Source organism: Marinomonas communis, from assembly GCF_004363305.1.
GTDB lineage: Bacteria > Pseudomonadota > Gammaproteobacteria > Pseudomonadales > Marinomonadaceae > Marinomonas > Marinomonas communis.
Genome location: NZ_SNZA01000001.1, coordinates 510010 through 527572, shown reverse-complemented (window position 1 = coordinate 527572; position 17563 = coordinate 510010). Strand labels below are relative to the sequence as shown.

The window sequence follows — 17563 nt, the reverse complement described above, 5'->3', positions numbered from 1 at the left end:
GAGACGGAACATATGATCTAAATTTATTAATCACTTTAGAAGCATACAAAGAGAGGTGCTATAGCACCTCGTTTATATTCATTATTCAGACAACACTTGAAACTATTCTGTTTCCAAATCACTGAGGTCGAGTAGGTCATGGCTTGCTGCAAGTTGTAATAGGCTCATGATTTGCTCGTCAGGGCTTAACAAGTGCAAAGGGGTGTTAACGCCTTGTTCTTCGCGAGCGCGGTGAAGGTTGATATCACGTTCATTAAACCATTGTTCAATGGATACGATTTCAAAGGCAGGATCTAAGCCTTTTGTATCGTATAGTGTTTCGACTAACGCCTCTACCGACTCTGCATCTACTGCATACATGGTGTCAGTATCGAGTTCAGTTGCCCATTCTGACAAGATGTCTTGGGCTTCATAGCCGAACTCGTACAGTTGTTGTTCGTCTAAATTTTGCAGGTTGGGTTCAATAGAATGCTCGTGTAACCAGTCATCGTCAGGGGTTACCAAGACTTCTTTGATCTGACCGTCGTGTGTGGACCAAGTAAATAACAGTGGAAAGTGCGGTTCGTCCGTAGAGTTAGCGACAGCGCTTATGAATATGGGTAAACTTGCCATAATGAAAATTAACAGCCTAGCGTTAAGGAAGAGTGAATGACTAGCCGACTCAAAATCAGCAGTTTCTTTGATGGCGGTAATATCGAAGTGATCGACGCCACAGAGCCGGACAATATTAGAGTAAATATACCCAAAGATACAAACTCTGATTTCTTCCAATGGTTCTATTTCCGTTTACAAGGTGGCATGGGTGAGCAATGTGTCATTCGTTTTGAGAATGCGTCAGACGCAGCCTTTGCGGAAGGTTGGGATGGTTACCAAGCGGTGGCCTCTTATGATCGTGAACATTGGTTCCGTGTCCCTACAGAATACGTTGATGGCGTGTTAGTAGTGACGCATACGCCAGATCAAGACAGTGTTTATTACGCTTACTTTGCGCCTTACAGCTACGAGCGTCACTTAGACATGGTCGCTTGGGCGGCAAGTTATGAGGACTGTATTACACATCATATCGGTGAAACTGCTGAAGGCCGTGATATCACGATGCTTGAGATTAGTAAGACTCAAGGCTTGGCGAAGAATATTTGGATCATCGCACGTCAACACCCTGGTGAAACCATGGCAGAGTGGTTTATGGAAGGGCTTTTGGAGCGTATCTTTGACGAGTCACACCCTGTTGCTCGTGCTCTGTTGGAACAATGTCGATTTTACATCGTACCAAACATGAACCCTGATGGTGCCGTACACGGTAATTTGCGTGTTAACAGTAAAGGGGTAAATCTGAATCGTGAATGGAAGCGTGCATCAGAAGAGCGTAGCCCTGAAGTACTGGCTGTGCAGAAGAAAATGGCTGAAACTGGCGTTGATTTATTCTTGGACATTCATGGTGATGAAACTCTGCCAGTAAACTTCGTTGATGGCTGTGAAGGTGTGCCAAACTTCGATCAACGTATTGCTGATATGGAATCCATATTCGAAGAAATTTTCACTGCGGTTAGTCCTGATTTCCAAAACGAAATCGGCTATGAAAAAGTACGTTACGGTGAAGAAACACTGACCGTGGCTTCTAAATGGGTTGGCAACACCTACCGCTGCTTATCATTAACGTTAGAAATGCCATTTAAAGACAATCAGAACTTGCCTGACGAAGTCGTTGGCTGGTCGCCTGAGCGCTCTAAGATTCTAGGTGCTGATGTGCTTTACCCAATTTACCACGTGGTCAACAGTGAGCATATGAAGGGCGATTAAGCGCGTCTTCATATGGAGGTTGCTAAAATGTTTTTCCCGCGCGAAGCGCGGTCCTACCTTAAAGAATGATGCTGTTGTAGGACTTCGCTGTGCGAAGGAGATTAATCTTACGACCTTGATAGGAATTGAGTCGTACGAGCCATCTCTCCCCGATGGAATCGGGTCGTACAAGCATAAAAAAACCGAGCATTTAGCTCGGTTTTTTGTTTCTGGCTAATGTTTTAATTAACCGCGGCGTAAGAAGATTGGGCGTGGATCCGCCACATCGCCTTGATAAGCAACGCTGAATGGTTTGTTAAGCGTTAACGCGATATCAAGGTTAACGTCTTCTGCAAACTCAAAGCTGTTGAAGCCACAACGAATCAAGTAGCCTTGCTGGTCAGCCATGAATGCACCAAGTGCACGAATTTCACCTTGGTAATTTAGGCGCTCACGTAGTAGACGAGCGTAGCTGAAGCCACGTCCATCCATAAACGTTGGGAAGTTAACGCCGATCACATCAAATTGGCTTATGTCAACACCTGCAAGAGGTTCAACACCTTCGCCTGCATCAATCCAAATACCAGCAACTTTGCCGATGCTGTCTTGGTTATCTAACCATTTCTGCATTGGTACGATCGCGTTCTCAGTGGCAACAGCTTCGACGTCTTGTTGCCATACGTAAGTGTTCTCGACGATTTCGCCGTTCTTAATTATCTTTGGCATATGCGGCCTCTTTAAATGGTGCAATTCCAATACGGCGGAAGGTATCAATAAAGCGTTCTTCTTCGGTACGTTGAGAAACGTAAACACCAATGATTTTCTGAATCACGCCACCGATTTGCTCCTGAGCAAAAGAGGGGCCTAAGATCTTACCGATCGATGCATCGTGACCAGAAGCACCACCTAGAGATACTTGGTAGAACTCTTCGCCTTTCTTATCTACACCAAGGATACCGATGTTACCCACGTGGTGGTGACCACAGGCATTCATACAGCCAGAGATGTTAAGGTCAACTTCACCGATATCGAATAAGTAATCTAGGTTGTCGAAAGTCTCTTGGATTTGCTCTGCAATCGGGATCGATTTCGCATTTGCTAGACCACAGTAGTCACCACCTGGGCAACAGATCATATCTGTTAATAGGCCTAGGGTAGGTGTTGCAAAACCGTTTTCTTTCGCGGCTTCCCAAAGCTCGATCAACTGATCTTGACGAACATCAGCCAGTACAAGGTTTTGTTCATGGCTAACACGCAATTCACCGAAGCTGTATTGATCCGCAAGGTTCGCTGCTTTTTCCATTTGATCAGCTGTTGCATCACCTGGTGCGATACCTGGCTTCTTCAATGAAAGCGTTACGATGCGATAGCCTGGTTTTTTGTGTTCGAATGTGTTGCGCTCGTACCAGCGTGCAAAACCGTTGCTTTCAGCGATTTTTGCAGCTAGTTCAGCAGGCTGATCTTCAAGTGCTTCATAAGCTGGCTCAGTGAAGAAGCTTGCTAAACGATCGAACTCACTCATTGGAACAGTGCTTTCAGTACCACGAAGGTGTTCCCACTCAGCGTCTACACGCTTACGGAATTCTTCAATACCTAATGCTTTCACTAGGATCTTAATACGTGCTTTGTACTTGTTGTCACGACGGCCTTGTTGGTTGTAAACACGAATGATCGCGTCAAGGTACGTCAAAAGGTCACTACGAGGAATGAATTCAGAAATGGTTTCACCGACCATTGGTGTACGGCCTAGACCACCACCAACGATGACTTTAAAGCCAATCTCACCGGCATCATTTTTCTTAATATGAAGACCGATATCATGTACTTGAGTCGCTGCTCGGTCGGCAGAATCTGTTGCACAGACAGCAATTTTGAATTTACGTGGTAAGAACGCGAATTCTGGGTGGAATGTAGACCACTGGCGAATCAGTTCACAATATGGGCGAGGGTCTGCTACCTCGTCAGAGATAACACCTGCATATTGGTCTGTTGTCGTATTACGGATACAGTTACCGCTGGTTTGTACTGCATGCATTTGAACTGTTGCTAATTCAGCAAGAATATCTGGCACATCTTCAAGCTTAGGCCAGTTCAATTGCAGGTTTTGGCGAGTACTAAAATGACCATAGCCACGATCGTAGCGACGAGTGATGTCCGCTAGAAGTCGTAGTTGCGTACTGGAAACCATTCCGTAAGGAATGGCAATACGTAGCATAGGAGCATAGCGCTGAACGTATAGGCCATTTTGTAAGCGTAAAGGAAGAAACTCTTCTTCTTTTAGCTCTTTATTCAGGTAGCGGCGAGTTTGGTCGCGAAATTGTGCCACACGCTCTTCCACTAGCTGCTGGTCAATTGCGTCGTATTGATACATAAAAGACTGAACCGTTGTTGTATAAATTTTAGGTAGGGTAAATTTACCAAAAATCCTTTATTCCTAAAATGAATATTTATCTATATCTTTAAAAAAAAATCGACTAAAGAAGAGTGTCTTGATTCTTCCTAAATGGAAAAAATACTTTACTTCTTTAGTGGGTCTTTTGTTTTGTAATCATAGTGGGGTAACATTGGCGCTATTGAATGATCACACGATTTTATAAGGGTGAGTATGAACATCACGATTACAGACAGCGCGCAAGAATACCTAGGCGGTTTGCTAGATAAGCAAGGTGTAGAAGGTATGGCTGTGCGTATTTTTATTCAGCAGCCGGGAACACCATACGCTGAAACTTGTTTGGCTTATTGTCGTCCTGAAGAAGTAGTCGAAACAGATGAAGTGTTAGACCTACCAAAGCTTCGTGTTTACATGGAAGCTAACTCAGTGCCATTCCTTGACGAAGCATTTGTTGATTACGCAACTGAGAAAATGGGTGGCCAATTAACGATCAAGGCACCTAACGCTAAGATGCCAAAAGTAACCGCTGATAGCCCAATTGAAGATCAAATTAATTACGTCTTGTATTCTGAAATCAATCCAGGTCTTGCTGCACACGGTGGTGAAGTGAAGTTGGTAGAAGTGATTGAGGGTGGCGTTGCTGTTCTACAATTTGGTGGTGGTTGCCAAGGCTGTAGTGCAGTTGATCTAACACTTAAAGAAGGCGTTGAAAAAACGTTGGTTGAAAAAGTACCGGGGCTAACGGCTGTTAAAGATGCGACTGACCACACAGTAACAGATAACGCCTTTATGTAAGATTTGCTTAGTCAAATTGAAGACATAAAAAATGGAGCCAACGGCTCCATTTTTATTTTAAAGCGATAACCCTTTATGAACGAGGGCGTTTTGGCAGAACGTCTTTTAGTACTTCAGCCATTTCCAACAGAGTTTTTTCTGTGGTCGCCCAATCAATGCATGCATCAGTAATCGATACACCGTACTCAAGCTCGGCAATGTTCGCTGGCACTTTTTGATTGCCCCAGCCAATATTACTTTCGATCATCAAGCCCATGATTGAATTGTTACCTTCAATGATTTGACGAGTTGCGTCCAATGCCACTTCAGGTTGACGCTCAGGCTTTTTAGCTGAATTCTCATGTGAGCAGTCCACCATAATGTTGTGCTTAAGACCTGCTTTTGTAAGTTCCGCTTCACTTGCTGCGATGTGTTCTGCACTGTAGTTTGGTAAGCCGTTACCACCACGTAGTACAAGATGTCCGTACTCATTACCTTTTGTATTCACGATGGTTACTTGGCCACCTTCGTTGATACCAAGGAAAGAGTGTGGGTGGGATACGGATTGCATCGCGTTAACGGCAACTGTCATTGATCCGTCTGTACCGTTTTTGAAACCAACTGGACCAGAAAGGCCAGATGCCATTTCACGGTGAGTTTGCGACTCAGTAGTACGTGCACCGATTGCAGACCAGCTGATTAGGTCTTGGTAGTATTGAGGTGAAATCGGATCCAGCGCTTCTGTAGCAAGAGGAAGACCCAATTCTGAAAGGTCGACCAAAAGTTTGCGAGCGACACGCATACCTTTATTGATATCAAATGTTCCATCTAGATTTGGATCGTTGATTAAGCCTTTCCAGCCAACAGTGGTGCGCGGCTTTTCAAAGTAAGCTCGCATAACAATGTAAAGTGAATCGCTCACTTTTTCTGATAGTGCTTTTAAGCGACGCGCGTAATCTAACGCCGCCTCAGGGTCATGGATAGAACATGGGCCAATCACAATAGCAAGACGGTGATCAGTGCCATCCATAATGTTCTTAATCACATCACGTGATTGAGCAATTTGCTCACGGATTGAGTTGCTTAATGGAAGCTCTTGCTTAAGAGCTTGTGGGGTAACTAAAGAACTGAAAGAGGCGATATTTAAGTCCTCTAAACGCGAATCACTCATCTCTAAGATTCCTAATATAACTTTTTGTGCAATTTAATTGCTTGTTTTTTTATGTGTTAGGTACATTACAGGTTTTCAAAGTAAGAATGAAGGGGCTTTATAAATAAAAATGCTAAAAAATGTGTTTGAAATAAAAAAAGGCACTCAAATGAGTGCCTTTCTCAATTAGCTTGTTTGGCGGGGATTAGAAAAAAAGATACTTTACGCCAAAGCTGGCCAGCGCCGTTGCTAGTACTGGTTGAAGAACTTTATTCGGAACAAATGAGGCTACTTTTGTTCCAACATAAATAGCTGGGATGGAGCCGATCAAAAGTCCTGCTAATAAGTTGTAGTCAATATTTCCTAGGAATACATGCCCAATACCAGCAACAAGAGTAAGAGGTACAGCATGGGCAAGGTCTGTACCAACGACGTTGCGTGCTTGCATAGCCGGGAATAATAACATCATCATAGCGGTTCCTAGCGCTCCTGCTCCTACCGAAGTGAGCGTAACGAATACGCCAAGCACAAGTCCACACAAGAATATTGCAGTTGAGCCTTGCTGTTCATTGATGTTGAGCTTTAGAAAGCCATGTAAATGCTTTCTAAATACTATTACAACGGCAGTGATAATGAGCATTAACCCCAGCGTACCAGTCAACAAATGCTGATAGTGCTCTGGATGCTCAAACTGTGATAATGCCCAAACAGTGACAAAAGATGCAGGTAGACTGCCTGCGGCCATGGCCCCCATAATTCGCCAATTCACATTGCCTCGTTTTGCATGCATAACCACGCCTGTGCTTTTAGCTATGCCTGCATAAAGTAGGTCTGTGCCTATCGCAATGTGGGGTGGAAAGCCAAACATTAAAAGGAGTGGTGTCATTAGTGAGCCACCTCCAACGCCTGTAATACCTACCGCTAAGCCCACGCCAAGGCCTGCCATGATGTACCAAATAAAATCCATTGTTTCGCATCTTTACTAGATTAATGTTGGCAACCATAGATCTTTTTTACTATTCTATAAAGTAATATTTTTTTATGTTTTTAACTCTTTTTAGAATAAGGATAATCGGCCAATGAAGCTACAACAGCTAAGGTATATTTGGGAAGTCGCACGACACGACTTAAATGTCTCGGCAACTGCGCAAAGTTTGTATACCTCTCAGCCGGGAGTTAGTAAACAAATTCGACTGCTCGAGGACGAATTAGGCATCGAAGTGTTCGCACGTAGTGGTAAGCATTTGACTCATATCACGCCTGCTGGCGAACAAATCATTGCTCTTGCTGGTGAAATTCTCAATCAAACGCAAAACATTAAAAAGGTCGCAAAAGAGTTCAGTGATGAAAGGAAAGGGTCGCTAGATATCGCTACTACCCATACACAAGCTCGATATGCCCTACCTAATGTCATTCATAAGTTTATTGAAGGCTATCCTGATGTCACTCTGCATATGCACCAGGGAACACCTATGCAAATTGCTGAGATGGCGAATGATGGTGTCGTGGATTTTGCAATCGCAACAGAAGCATTGGAGATGTTTGGCAACTTGGTGATGCTGCCATGTTATACATGGAATAGATCTGTTGTAGTTCCTAAAGATCACCCTTTGGCTCAGATTGATACCCTAACGCTTGAAGCATTGGCTCAATACCCAATTGTAACTTATGTTTTTGGTTTTACGGGCCGCTCGCAGCTTGATGAAGCTTTCCAAACGGCCGACTTAGAACCTAATGTGGTGTTCACCGCTGCAGATTCCGATGTTATCAAGACCTATGTTCGCTTGGGGTTAGGCGTCGGTATTGTTGCTACGATGGCCTATGACCAAGAAGCAGACAGTGATCTTGTTGCGCTTGATGCTTCACACTTATTTGCAGATAGCACTACTAAAATAGGTATACGTTCAAATACCTTCATACGCGGATATATGTACAAGTTTATCCAGTCTTTTGCACCGCACCTTACGCAAGATTTGGTTATGCAAGCGATGGAAATGCCGACTCGACAAGACGTTGAATCGTTGTTTGAAGGAATTGAACTGCCAAGATACTGATAGCAAATCTTTATGAAACTGTTAGCTTAAACCAAATTCTGATTGTCATCTTTCAAACGTATTATGTCTCTATTGACTACGTAGGAGAGAGGTTTATGGCAGCTTTTATAGAGAAAATCACCAAGCACTTTGCGGGCAATCAAGATATCGAAGATGTTGTATTGGGTGGCGAAGCTTGGGTTGAATACAAATAGGCAAATGCAATGATCGAAAAAGGAGTGATATTCACTCCTTTTTTATCCGATCATGTCAACTATGTTGTCAGTAGGAAGTTCATTTTCTAAATACTCGATAATGTTCGCATCAACACTCTGTTGCAGGTCTTTAACGCCTTGGTTACCGAAGATACGATTGAATTCGATTAAGTATGGAACTGAGCCAACCATCGCAATATCGAAACCACCATGGTCAATACCTAATGAAGTCGAGACAAAATGAACTAAATCCAGTGCTTCTTTTGGAATTAGAGCAACTTCAACTTTCCCACCTTGACTGATGTTATTGTAAAACCCCTTGTCGGCCTGTAGTCGCCAATAACCACTCACGACTTTTCCTCCCACCCATACAACGCGAAGATCTCTGTCTATAGGGAGATATTCTTGAGCGTAGATAACAGAACTTTTCTCTAAATATTCACGCCATTGGATTGGGTTATCTATCAGAAACACCCCATTGCCCATGCTGCTACGTGGGATCTTAGCGACAAATGGTGTTGGCATAATGTCCCATATCCGATCAGCTTCGTATGGGGTGTTGGCAACAATCTCCGTATATGGATGATTCATAGGGATAATGGTCATAAATGTACGTGTCATTTCGACCTTATCATGGCCCACCATATACGATGCTAAACTTGGAAAAATACGTTTCTTTAGCCCGTGTACAAGTGCGTTAAGCTGCCAATACTCAGGAAAAATCACCCAATCTGCTGCACGAATATCGTCTAAATGCGCGTACATGTTTTCGGGTTTAATGTATTGCACATTGGGTAGATGAAGGGATCTTAAAGCATCAAAAGAAACAATTTTCACGTGTTAGCGCTCAATAATAAAGATCGCGCGATAATAAGGCTAATGTTGTCAAATTCAAAGCGATTTTTGAGTCATTTTTACCATTCTAAACTTGCAAACTTTGGTAGCTTAAAAGTGCTTAGAGGCGTTTATCAATTGAGGTGAATGCAGATTCATAATTGAAAGGTAAGATTAGTTATAAAATATTCCAACATCTAAATAGAACACAATAAGATATTGAAATATATAATATAATATTAAATGTCTTTAAATTCAGAATGATCAAATACTTAGATTTAAAATATTTAGACATGTAATTTGTTTGAATGTTTTTTAGCAATTCTTTACGATGGTTTAGGACACAATTTTGAACTCTAATCATTAGGAGAAGCAATGAGCATGACTAAATTAAATCGTAGTATGGTCGCACTTGCAGTCTGTGCAGCGAGTTTAAGTGTTAACGCAGGCACACTTGAAGATATTCAAGAGAGTGGGGAAGTGACAATAGGTGTTGCTAATGAAGTGCCTTATGGCTACACGACCCCAGCTGGGGATCCTGCTGGTGAGTCACCAAGTATAGCTGTTCACGTTTTAGAGTCTTTGGGTGTTAAAGACGTCAATGTTGTGGTAACTGAGTTTGGCGCACTCATTCCAGGTTTGAAAGCTGGTCGTTTTGATGTCATCGCCGCAGGTATGTACATCACCCCAAAACGTTGTCAGCAAGTATTGTTCTCGAACCCAACTTACAGCATTGGTGAGGGTTTTTTGGTTAAAAATGGTAATCCAAAAAATCTTCATGGTTACGAAGATGTACATCAGCAGGATGTAAAAATGGGCGTGATGTCGGGGGCTGTTGAATACGGTTATGCCAAAGATTACGGCATTGAAATGAGTAAGATTGTCACTTTGCCAGATTATCCATCTGGTGTTGCAGCACTAAAGGCTGGACGCATCGATGCATTAGCGGGCACGGCTCTTACAATGGCAACACTCGCCCAAAAAGATGATCGAGTGACTCTAGCGCAACCCTTTGAAGATTTAGTGATTGATGGAAAAGCTATCAAAGGTTACGGAGCATTTGGTTTTAGGCCCGGTGATGAGTCCCTAAGAGATGCATTCAATAAAGAGCTAAAAAGCTTTATTGCAACACCTGAGCATATTGCGATGGTAAAAGAGTACGGTTTTGGTGAACATACCCTGCCGGGCTCGGCAACCGCTGAAACATTGTGCCAGCAATAAAATAGAGTAGGAGAGAGAAATGCCGTTTGGCGAAATTATCTCTATCCTGCTCGAGGGGGCCTTGGTCACACTTAAAATTGTGGCCTTAGCTTTACCCTTAGCTGCAGTGATGGCGTTTGGTTTTGGTATGTTAAGGCTTTATGCCCCCAAGCCGATTAAATATCTTGCAATTATCTACATAGAGTTCTTTCGAGGCACATCTGCCTTGATCCAGCTGTACTGGATCTATTTTGTATTGCCGTTCTTTGGCTTTTCATTTGATGCAATGACCGCAGGTGTGGTCGCTTTAGGTCTAAATATTGGCGCCTATGGTACAGAGGTTGTTCGTGGTGCCATGGCATCCGTGCCGAAAGGTCAGTATGAAGCGGCCGTCGCGCTAAATTTCAGTTCAACCCAACGATTGTGGCGAATTTTAATGCCTCAAGCATTAGTCAATATGATTCCCCCGTTTGGCAACTTAGCGATTGAACTTGTGAAAGCAACGTCGTTAGTTTCGTTGATTACCATCGCAGACCTAACTTATCGAGCAAAAGCTTTAGCGGATATGACACTTCAAGTGACAGAAATTTTTGCTGTTGTCTTGGTTCTTTATTTCCTATTTGCTCAAGTTTTAGCAATTGGGTTTAGAGTGTTGGAGAAAAAACTGAGCCGAGGTTTAGGTCGTGGAGGGTTGGGCCAATGAATGGATTTGATTGGGATTGGCAATTCACGTTTGAGGTTATGCCGACGATTTTAGAGGCTGCTAAAGTAACACTTTTGGCTACTTTGTTGGGCAGTTGTCTAGCCATAGTCGTGGGGTTGTCATTCGCTTTATTGCGTCGAAGCGGATTCTTTTTGGTTCGTTCTATAACATACTGGATTGTTGAGTTTGTTCGAAGCACACCGCTTCTGGTGCAGATTTTCTTCCTGTACTACGTGATGCCAGAGTTTGGAATCAGCATGTCTCCACTTTTAACGGGAGTTTTGGCGCTTGGGCTTCATTATGGCGCTTATCTGTCAGAAGTCTTCCGAAGTGGCATTGATGGCGTTGAAAAAGGGCAGTGGGAAGCTTCTAGGGCATTAAACTTAAGTGTATTCGATACCTATAAGGATATCGTTTTACCTCAAGCTTTAAGGCCAATGATTCCTGCAACTGGCAATTATATCATTGCAATGTTTAAGGAAACTCCCCAGCTTTCAGCCATCACTTTGCTAGAAATGCTTCAAGTTGCAAAAATTATTGGCTCTGAAAACTTTAGATATCTTGAGCCTTTCACGTTAGTTGGCGTGTTGTATTTATTGTTTAGTCTGATAGCCGCATACGGTATCCATTGTGTCGAAAGACGCTTTCCGAAAGAAGGAATAACGCTAAAATGAGTCAGCCTTTAATAGAGTTTCAGGGCGTTGAAAAACGTTTTGGTGATACAGTCATTTTTAAAGATTTTAATTTTTCGGTAGAAGATGGAGAGATTGTGTCCATCATAGGTCCGAGCGGCTCAGGCAAAAGCACCTTGTTGCGAATTCTGATGACTTTAGAAGGAATAGAGGGTGGTGTGGTCAATGTCGCGGGTGAACCTCTTTGGCATAAACGTACGGCCAATGGCCTGGTGCCAGCTGACAACAAGCACCTTCATAGAATGCGCCACCATTTAGGTATGGTGTTCCAGCACTTTAATTTATTTCCGCATATGAGTGTCAAGCGCAATATTACAGAAGCGCCGATGCGAGTACAGGGTAAAACAAAAGCGGAAGCGGAAGCGATTGCTGATGAACTATTAGAATTAGTTGGAATGAGCGATAAAGCGGACATGTATCCTAATGAATTGTCTGGTGGTCAGAAGCAACGGGTAGGTATCGCGAGAGCTTTGGCAATGCAGCCATCGATCTTGCTTTTGGATGAAATTACGTCGGCTCTTGATCCAGAATTAGTCGATGAAGTGCTTGATGTGATTCGCAATCTAGCGAAGAAGCATAGTTTTACAATGCTTCTCGTGACCCATGAAATGTACTTTGCTCGTGAAATAAGCGACAGAGTGTGCTTTTTTGATCAGGGTGCTATTGTAGAAGAGGGTGAACCTGAACAAATTTTTACGGCGCCTAAAGAGACAAGAACACAGGCATTTCTGAATGCCTACATGAGTCAATAGAAAGTTATTATTAAGCTGAATATTAACCCTAACACCGCCAAATGGCGGTGTTCTCGTTTTACAAGGAATTCAATGTGCCGGAATGGATCTATATCTTGCTGCTTACACTTGGTGCTGGTTTGGCTATGCCATTAGGAGGCTGTCTGGCCACAATAGATGCGATAAGACCGAATTGGCTAAATGAAGAGTTAAGACACAGTGTAACGGCTTTTGGTGGTGGCGCTCTGCTTTCAGCGATTGCTTTGGTGTTAGTGCCAGAAGGTATTGTGCCATTTTCTGTTGCGGTCAGTGCTGGTTTGTTTTTAGCGGGTGGATTGCTTTTCATGTGTATTGACCGCTATCTATATCAACACAAAAGTGCGGCAGGCCAGCTCATTGCTATGCTATCGGACTTTATACCTGAATCAATCGCCCTTGGTGCTTCATTAGCCCTTGGAAAAGGCTCCTCATTTTTATTGGCGACCCTCATTGCCATGCAAAACTTACCAGAAGGTTTTAATGCGTTCCGTGAGTTAAGGGAATCTGGACGTTTGTCTGATAAACGTATTTTGTGGCTGTTTTTGCTATTGGCTTTGATGGGGCCTGTTTCAGCTTTAATCGCATATTTTTGGTTGGCGAGGTTTGAGGAGCTTGTTGCCGGCATTATGTTGGTGGCAGCAGGCGGTATTATGTATGCAGTTTTTCAGGATATTGCTCCTCAAGTTAAGCTTGAGAAACATTGGGCTCCGCCATTTGGTGCAGTACTTGGGTTTGTATTGGGATTAGTGGGTTTTATGATGCAGCATTAAAATCGATACAAATATAAAAATGTATACATTTTTATATTTGTGCTATGTTCTCCACAAGTAAGGAGAACTAATCAATGAATGTTTTAAAAGATATTAGCTTGAGTGCTGTTGCTGCAGGATTTGTAGCGGTATTAATCGGCTTTGCCAGCTCGGTGGCGATTGTATTTCAGGCAGCGGATATGGCCGGTGCTAGTGAAGCTCTGAAAGTATCATGGATCATGGCCCTAGGCTTAGGCATGGGGGCAACCTGCTTTTTCTTATCAATGTGGTATAAGTCTCCTGTTATCACTGCATGGTCAACCCCTGGAGCCGCGTTGTTGGCAACTAGCTTGACTGGGGCAAGCTATGCTGAAGCCATTGGTTTGTTTATATTTGCCGGTGGACTGATGCTTTTGTTGGGTATATCCGGCTTGTTTGACCGTTTAATGCGATGGATTCCATTGCCTGTCGCTTGCGCTATGTTAGTCGGTGTGTTGTTTAATTTTGGTGTGGCGATTTTCACATCACTAGAAACTGATCCACTTATTGTTGCAGTGATGATTGTGGCTTACTTAGCCTGTAAAGTGGTGCTGCCGCGTTATGCTGTCATCATGGTATTGATAGCGGGCGTTGTCATGGTTTTATTGCAGCCGCATGCCGCTTTTAGTGGTATTCCCTTATCAATTGGCAGTATGAGTTTTGTGGCACCTGAGTGGAACACTTCGTTGATTTTAGGTGTGGGTGTGCCCCTTTTCATAGTGACGCTGACGTCCCAAAACATTCCTGGTGTTGCTGTGATGAGAGCCAGTAAATATGAAACCCCCGTATCAAATATTATCTCTTGGACGGGGGTAACGACCGTACTGTTAGCACCATTTGGTGGGTTTGCGTTCAATTTAGCCGCTATTACTGCGGCTATCTGTAGTGGTGAGGAGTGCCATAAGGATCCTTCAAAACGCTATATTGCTGGGTTATCTGCAGGGGTGTTTTATGCATTGGCAGGGTTGGCTGGGGCAACAGTGGTTGGTTTATTTGCTGTTTTTCCTAAGACGATGATCGCTGCGCTTGCAGGCATTGCTTTGTTGGGGACCATTTCAGCAAATCTGAAAGCGGCTTTTGATGAAGAGCGCTATCGCGAACCAGCACTCATTACGTTCTTAACTACCGTTTCAGGCGTATCATTTTTTGGTGTGGCCTCAGCTTTCTGGGGAATCTGTTTTGGTTTAACGGTGCTTCTTATTCAAAATCTTAAAAAATCATAACGTCATGTTGGAGCTTATTGAGCAGCTAAAAGCTGATATCCTGAATGGTGCATTGCCTCGAGGTTGTCCACTTAGACAGCAAGAATTGTCAGTTAGATACAATGTAAGTCGCATTCCCGTTCGCGATGCAATTGCACAGCTTAAAAACCAAGGTTGGTTGGTGACTCATGGTAAAGCGGGTGTCATGGTGCCAGAGCTAAATTGGCGTGAGGCCGAGGATTTGTATCAAATGCGTATGGCTCTCGAAGTTCAGTTATTGGGACATGCTCTGCCTAACTTAACGCACGAAGTGCTTGGTCGTGCTAAAGATATTAATTTACAACTTAATAACCCTTGTTTAACCTTACTTGAGCGTGGTCAGCTAAATTGGGATTTGCATGCGACACTCTATGAAGTAGCAAATAGGCCTACTTTATTTAATGTAGTCGCTATACTCAATGAACAAGTGAGACGTTACATGGGGTTCCAATATGGCCCTCTTAACTATCGTGACACGAGTCAGAACGAGCATGAAAAGTTGATTTCGTTGATTGAGAGCGACCAAAAAGACCAAGCACTGCGCTATTTGAAAGGACATATTGAAGTTGCGGGTCGAATGCTTGTTGATTACCTTAAAAATGAAAACTAGCTTTTGGGTTTAACTGGTGGATAAATCTTTATTTCAGGCTAAAGCTGCTCAAAACTCCTCTGTGTATGCGGGGCTTCAAGCACTTGTCGCGGATGAATTTGAAAATTCTCGTGTATCAATTCGTCAGATGCTGCAAGGGCTTGGTATACAGCATGTTGATCAGACCTCAAGTGGTAAAGGGGTTGTTGATGCCTGTAGAGCACGTAAATACGACATTGTCCTTTGTGATTTTCGCTTGACCGGCGGTAAGAATGGACAACAGGTGCTAGAAGAGCTGAGAACGCTACAGCTCTTAAAGCCGACTAATATCTTTATTATTGTATCCGCTGAAACGGGTAGAGATGTTGTAATGGGTATTATGGAATCTCAACCTGACGAGTACCTGTCTAAGCCTTTTACCCAAGCAGTACTTGCGCGCCGTTTAGAGCGTCAATTTGTGCAAACCAAAGCGCTTTCGACAATGAAAACTTTGATAGCAAAAGAGAAGTTTGATCAGCTTATTCCTCTTTGCGTTAAACATATAGAAGAAAATGGCCGCTATGCGACTTGGTGTAAGCGTAATCTTGTCGATGCTTACTTGAATGCTGGTGCTAGCCAAGAATTAGAGCATCTTTGTAAAACTGAGATTAAGCAAAGAGAAGTAGATTGGGCTCTACTTGGGTTAGCTCGGTTAGCGATGGCGCAAGAACAGTTTCCTAAGGCTGTATCGGTTTTACAGAAAACTATTCAGCAATTCCCGCAGACCATCAGTGCTTACGATCTACTTGCACAAGCTTATGAAGCAATGGGGAGGTTAGAGGAGGCTCAAGAAATCTTAAATGATGCAATCAAAATCTCTCCAAGAATTCATAAACGACAAAAACATATGGCTGCAGTGAGCCTAGCAAATGGTGATCCCCAAACGGCTTTGAAGGCCAGTCAACAAACCGTTCGGTTGGGGATTAACTCAGTTCATGAAAGCCCTGATGATTATATTCAGTTGGTGGACATTGTGGCTGAATCCGCTGCGAATGTGGAAAACAGCACAGATAAAAAGAGGCTGTTAGCTGAGGCTGGTCAGGCTCTATCCGTTGTTACAAAACGCTTTGGCAATGATGATTCAGTAAAGTTAAGAAAGTCTCTCGCTGAGAGTCGTTTTCATGCATCACAAGGTCAAATGCGCGAAGCACAACAGTCACTTCAAGTCGCAAAGCAAATTGCCTCTGAGTTAGAAGGTGGTTTGCCTCAAGATCTGGTCGTTGAATATGGTAAGACACTCTACAGTGCTGGCGAGAAAGAGCAAGCAGAGACTATTTTAGCTTCATTGGTAAATGATCAGGCAACAAGCGATGCCTTAAAGCAGCAAGCATCAGATTTCTTAGACGAGCCAATCAGTCTTGGAGCAAAAGCTCAAGCTAAATCACTGAACAAGCAGGGCCTAAACCACTACTCAAATAAAGCTTATCAAGATGCAATCCATGAATTTAAAACAGCTTTAGAGCTGTCTCCCCGTCATCCAGGCTTGAATTTAAATTATGTGCAAACTTGTCTTAAATTGATGGAAGCACAAGGTAGCGAGTCACATATGGTTGCAGAGTGTGTTGAATCAATTCAACGGCTAAGACATGTGACTCCAGCACACAAACAATATAAAAGATTGAATGCTTTAAAAGAGTATTTAGTAAAGCATTATAAGGTCATGTTTTAGGAGGCTGCTACATGTCATTTCAACCGCAATTACCTTTTCAAGAGGTTATTGAGGCTTCTATCAAAGATATGCGCAATTCATTGAGTCAGGTTTTATTTAAGCTCGACAGTGCTATTGCTAATACTGATGGTGTGGACAGAAATATGTTTGCCGAGGCTCAATATGAAATTGTTCGCATGCAAAACGTTATTAGCCAGATGTACGGTTTGTATTTGGTGAATGATGATAAATTAGTAGTAAGTGCTTCAGAAACGTTTGTTCTAGAGTTGGTGGAAGACACCTTAGCAGGTTTAGATGCTTTGCTACAGCAGAAGGGAATTGAGGTAACTGTGCAAGGTGAGGATATTAGTTGGTATCTGGATTCGCAGCTGATGGAAACAGTTTTGCAAATCGCTCTCCTGAATGCATTAAGATACACTAACAATAAGATCGATATTCAGTTTCAAGCAACGAGTGATGGTCTTTTATTATCCGTTATTGATAATGGGAGAGGTTATCCAGAATTTATATTAGAGGCTTATGATGCATTGGTGTCGGGTAGCTCTGTTGACAATGTGACCAGTCAAAATACCGGCTGGCTATATTGCGATAAGGTAGTGAGACTTCATACCAATCAGGGGCGTTTTGGCCGCACTACCTTGAAAAATGATGACACAACTGGTGGTGGTCGAATAGATATGCTTATACCGTAAGTT

18 protein-coding genes are annotated in these 17563 nt (G+C 43.0%); 12 read left to right on the top strand and 6 right to left on the bottom strand.

Going from position 1 to position 17563, the window contains the following annotated elements; translation table 11 throughout:
• Positions 1-102: 102 nt before the first annotated feature.
• On the bottom strand, positions 103-612 hold the full coding sequence (locus C8D85_RS02495) for a hypothetical protein (protein WP_133559782.1): 510 nt from the start codon (positions 610-612) through the stop codon (positions 103-105).
• 36 nt (positions 613-648) lie between these two features.
• Here C8D85_RS02495 and C8D85_RS02490 point away from each other — a divergent pair, with 36 nt between their 5' ends.
• A complete protein-coding gene (locus C8D85_RS02490) occupies positions 649-1800 on the top strand; it encodes a M14 family metallopeptidase (RefSeq protein ID WP_133559781.1) in 1152 nt (383 codons plus the stop codon).
• Between the two features lie 225 nt (positions 1801-2025).
• On the opposite strand, the gene C8D85_RS02485 is transcribed toward C8D85_RS02490, so the two are convergent.
• Both C8D85_RS02485 and C8D85_RS02480 read right to left on the bottom strand, forming a co-directional pair.
• Positions 2026-2505 carry a DUF934 domain-containing protein gene (locus tag C8D85_RS02485; protein WP_133559780.1) on the bottom strand — a complete coding sequence of 160 codons (480 nt, stop codon included), beginning with the start codon at positions 2503-2505 and terminating at the stop codon, positions 2026-2028.
• Positions 2489-4150 carry a nitrite/sulfite reductase gene (locus C8D85_RS02480; RefSeq protein ID WP_133559779.1) on the bottom strand — a complete coding sequence of 554 codons (1662 nt, stop codon included), beginning with the start codon at positions 4148-4150 and terminating at the stop codon, positions 2489-2491. Before C8D85_RS02480 ends, C8D85_RS02485 begins: the two co-directional genes overlap by 17 nt.
• A 234-nt stretch (positions 4151-4384) precedes the next feature.
• Here C8D85_RS02480 and nfuA point away from each other — a divergent pair, with 234 nt between their 5' ends.
• On the top strand, positions 4385-4966 hold the full coding sequence (nfuA, locus tag C8D85_RS02475; protein WP_133559778.1) for a Fe-S biogenesis protein NfuA: 582 nt from the start codon (positions 4385-4387) through the stop codon (positions 4964-4966).
• A gap of 73 nt (positions 4967-5039) precedes the next feature.
• Here nfuA and C8D85_RS02470 read toward each other — a convergent pair whose 3' ends face one another.
• Together C8D85_RS02470 and C8D85_RS02465 are read right to left on the bottom strand one after the other, a co-directional pair.
• Positions 5040-6116 carry a 3-deoxy-7-phosphoheptulonate synthase gene (locus C8D85_RS02470; RefSeq protein WP_133559777.1) on the bottom strand — a complete coding sequence of 359 codons (1077 nt, stop codon included), beginning with the start codon at positions 6114-6116 and terminating at the stop codon, positions 5040-5042.
• A gap of 184 nt (positions 6117-6300) precedes the next feature.
• Positions 6301-7062, bottom strand: a complete 762-nt coding sequence (locus tag C8D85_RS02465; RefSeq protein WP_133559776.1) for a sulfite exporter TauE/SafE family protein — start codon at positions 7060-7062, stop codon at positions 6301-6303.
• 112 nt (positions 7063-7174) lie between these two features.
• Here C8D85_RS02465 and cysB point away from each other — a divergent pair, with 112 nt between their 5' ends.
• Positions 7175-8149, top strand: coding sequence for an HTH-type transcriptional regulator CysB (cysB, locus tag C8D85_RS02460; protein WP_133559775.1), 975 nt, complete (start codon positions 7175-7177; stop codon positions 8147-8149).
• A gap of 236 nt (positions 8150-8385) precedes the next feature.
• Here cysB and C8D85_RS02455 read toward each other — a convergent pair whose 3' ends face one another.
• A complete protein-coding gene (locus C8D85_RS02455; protein WP_133559774.1) occupies positions 8386-9180 on the bottom strand; it encodes an ATP-grasp domain-containing protein in 795 nt (264 codons plus the stop codon).
• Between the two features lie 378 nt (positions 9181-9558).
• On the opposite strand from C8D85_RS02455, the gene ehuB reads away from it, so the two are divergent.
• The 9 genes from ehuB to C8D85_RS02410 all read left to right on the top strand — a co-directional run bounded on the left by ehuB (position 9559) and on the right by C8D85_RS02410 (position 17560).
• Positions 9559-10398, top strand: coding sequence for an ectoine/hydroxyectoine ABC transporter substrate-binding protein EhuB (gene ehuB / locus C8D85_RS02450; protein ID WP_211342116.1), 840 nt, complete (start codon positions 9559-9561; stop codon positions 10396-10398).
• Positions 10399-10417: 19 nt separating this feature from the next.
• Complete coding sequence (ehuC, locus tag C8D85_RS02445) at positions 10418-11080, top strand: ectoine/hydroxyectoine ABC transporter permease subunit EhuC (protein ID WP_133559772.1); 663 nt, start codon at positions 10418-10420, stop codon at positions 11078-11080.
• Positions 11077-11754 carry an ectoine/hydroxyectoine ABC transporter permease subunit EhuD gene (gene ehuD / locus C8D85_RS02440; RefSeq protein ID WP_133559771.1) on the top strand — a complete coding sequence of 226 codons (678 nt, stop codon included), beginning with the start codon at positions 11077-11079 and terminating at the stop codon, positions 11752-11754. The genes ehuC and ehuD overlap by 4 nt, the downstream gene beginning before the upstream one ends.
• Positions 11751-12524: an ectoine/hydroxyectoine ABC transporter ATP-binding protein EhuA gene (gene ehuA, locus C8D85_RS02435; RefSeq protein ID WP_133559770.1), complete on the top strand. Its 774-nt coding sequence runs from the start codon at positions 11751-11753 to the stop codon at positions 12522-12524. Before ehuD ends, ehuA begins: the two co-directional genes overlap by 4 nt.
• A 74-nt stretch (positions 12525-12598) precedes the next feature.
• Positions 12599-13312: a ZIP family metal transporter gene (locus C8D85_RS02430; protein WP_244936875.1), complete on the top strand. Its 714-nt coding sequence runs from the start codon at positions 12599-12601 to the stop codon at positions 13310-13312.
• 74 nt (positions 13313-13386) lie between these two features.
• Complete coding sequence (locus C8D85_RS02425) at positions 13387-14553, top strand: benzoate/H(+) symporter BenE family transporter (protein WP_133559768.1); 1167 nt, start codon at positions 13387-13389, stop codon at positions 14551-14553.
• A 4-nt stretch (positions 14554-14557) separates the two neighbouring features.
• Positions 14558-15181, top strand: a complete 624-nt coding sequence (locus C8D85_RS02420) for a GntR family transcriptional regulator (protein ID WP_133559767.1) — start codon at positions 14558-14560, stop codon at positions 15179-15181.
• 16 nt (positions 15182-15197) lie between these two features.
• Positions 15198-16868 (top strand): tetratricopeptide repeat-containing response regulator, encoded by a 1671-nt coding sequence (locus tag C8D85_RS02415; protein ID WP_133559766.1) that lies wholly within the window; start codon positions 15198-15200, stop codon positions 16866-16868.
• Between the two features lie 11 nt (positions 16869-16879).
• Positions 16880-17560, top strand: coding sequence for a sensor histidine kinase (locus C8D85_RS02410; protein WP_133559765.1), 681 nt, complete (start codon positions 16880-16882; stop codon positions 17558-17560).
• Positions 17561-17563 lie beyond the last annotated feature (3 nt).

What these genes read in the sequence shown, in the direction of transcription:
- C8D85_RS02425 (WP_133559768.1), top strand. Translation starts at nt 13,387, where the DNA reads ATGAATGTTTTAAAAGATATTAGCTTGAGTGCTGTTGCTGCAGGATTT.
- ehuB (WP_211342116.1), top strand. Translation starts at nt 9,559, where the DNA reads ATGACTAAATTAAATCGTAGTATGGTCGCACTTGCAGTCTGTGCAGCG.
- ehuD (WP_133559771.1), top strand. Translation starts at nt 11,077, where the DNA reads ATGAATGGATTTGATTGGGATTGGCAATTCACGTTTGAGGTTATGCCG.
- nfuA (WP_133559778.1), top strand. Translation starts at nt 4,385, where the DNA reads ATGAACATCACGATTACAGACAGCGCGCAAGAATACCTAGGCGGTTTG.
- ehuC (WP_133559772.1), top strand. Translation starts at nt 10,418, where the DNA reads ATGCCGTTTGGCGAAATTATCTCTATCCTGCTCGAGGGGGCCTTGGTC.
- C8D85_RS02480 (WP_133559779.1), bottom strand. Translation starts at nt 4,150, where the DNA reads ATGTATCAATACGACGCAATTGACCAGCAGCTAGTGGAAGAGCGTGTG.
- C8D85_RS02485 (WP_133559780.1), bottom strand. Translation starts at nt 2,505, where the DNA reads ATGCCAAAGATAATTAAGAACGGCGAAATCGTCGAGAACACTTACGTA.
- C8D85_RS02420 (WP_133559767.1), top strand. Translation starts at nt 14,558, where the DNA reads ATGTTGGAGCTTATTGAGCAGCTAAAAGCTGATATCCTGAATGGTGCA.
- C8D85_RS02410 (WP_133559765.1), top strand. Translation starts at nt 16,880, where the DNA reads ATGTCATTTCAACCGCAATTACCTTTTCAAGAGGTTATTGAGGCTTCT.
- C8D85_RS02465 (WP_133559776.1), bottom strand. Translation starts at nt 7,062, where the DNA reads ATGGATTTTATTTGGTACATCATGGCAGGCCTTGGCGTGGGCTTAGCG.
- C8D85_RS02470 (WP_133559777.1), bottom strand. Translation starts at nt 6,116, where the DNA reads ATGAGTGATTCGCGTTTAGAGGACTTAAATATCGCCTCTTTCAGTTCT.
- cysB (WP_133559775.1), top strand. Translation starts at nt 7,175, where the DNA reads ATGAAGCTACAACAGCTAAGGTATATTTGGGAAGTCGCACGACACGAC.
- C8D85_RS02495 (WP_133559782.1), bottom strand. Translation starts at nt 612, where the DNA reads ATGGCAAGTTTACCCATATTCATAAGCGCTGTCGCTAACTCTACGGAC.
- ehuA (WP_133559770.1), top strand. Translation starts at nt 11,751, where the DNA reads ATGAGTCAGCCTTTAATAGAGTTTCAGGGCGTTGAAAAACGTTTTGGT.
- C8D85_RS02490 (WP_133559781.1), top strand. Translation starts at nt 649, where the DNA reads ATGACTAGCCGACTCAAAATCAGCAGTTTCTTTGATGGCGGTAATATC.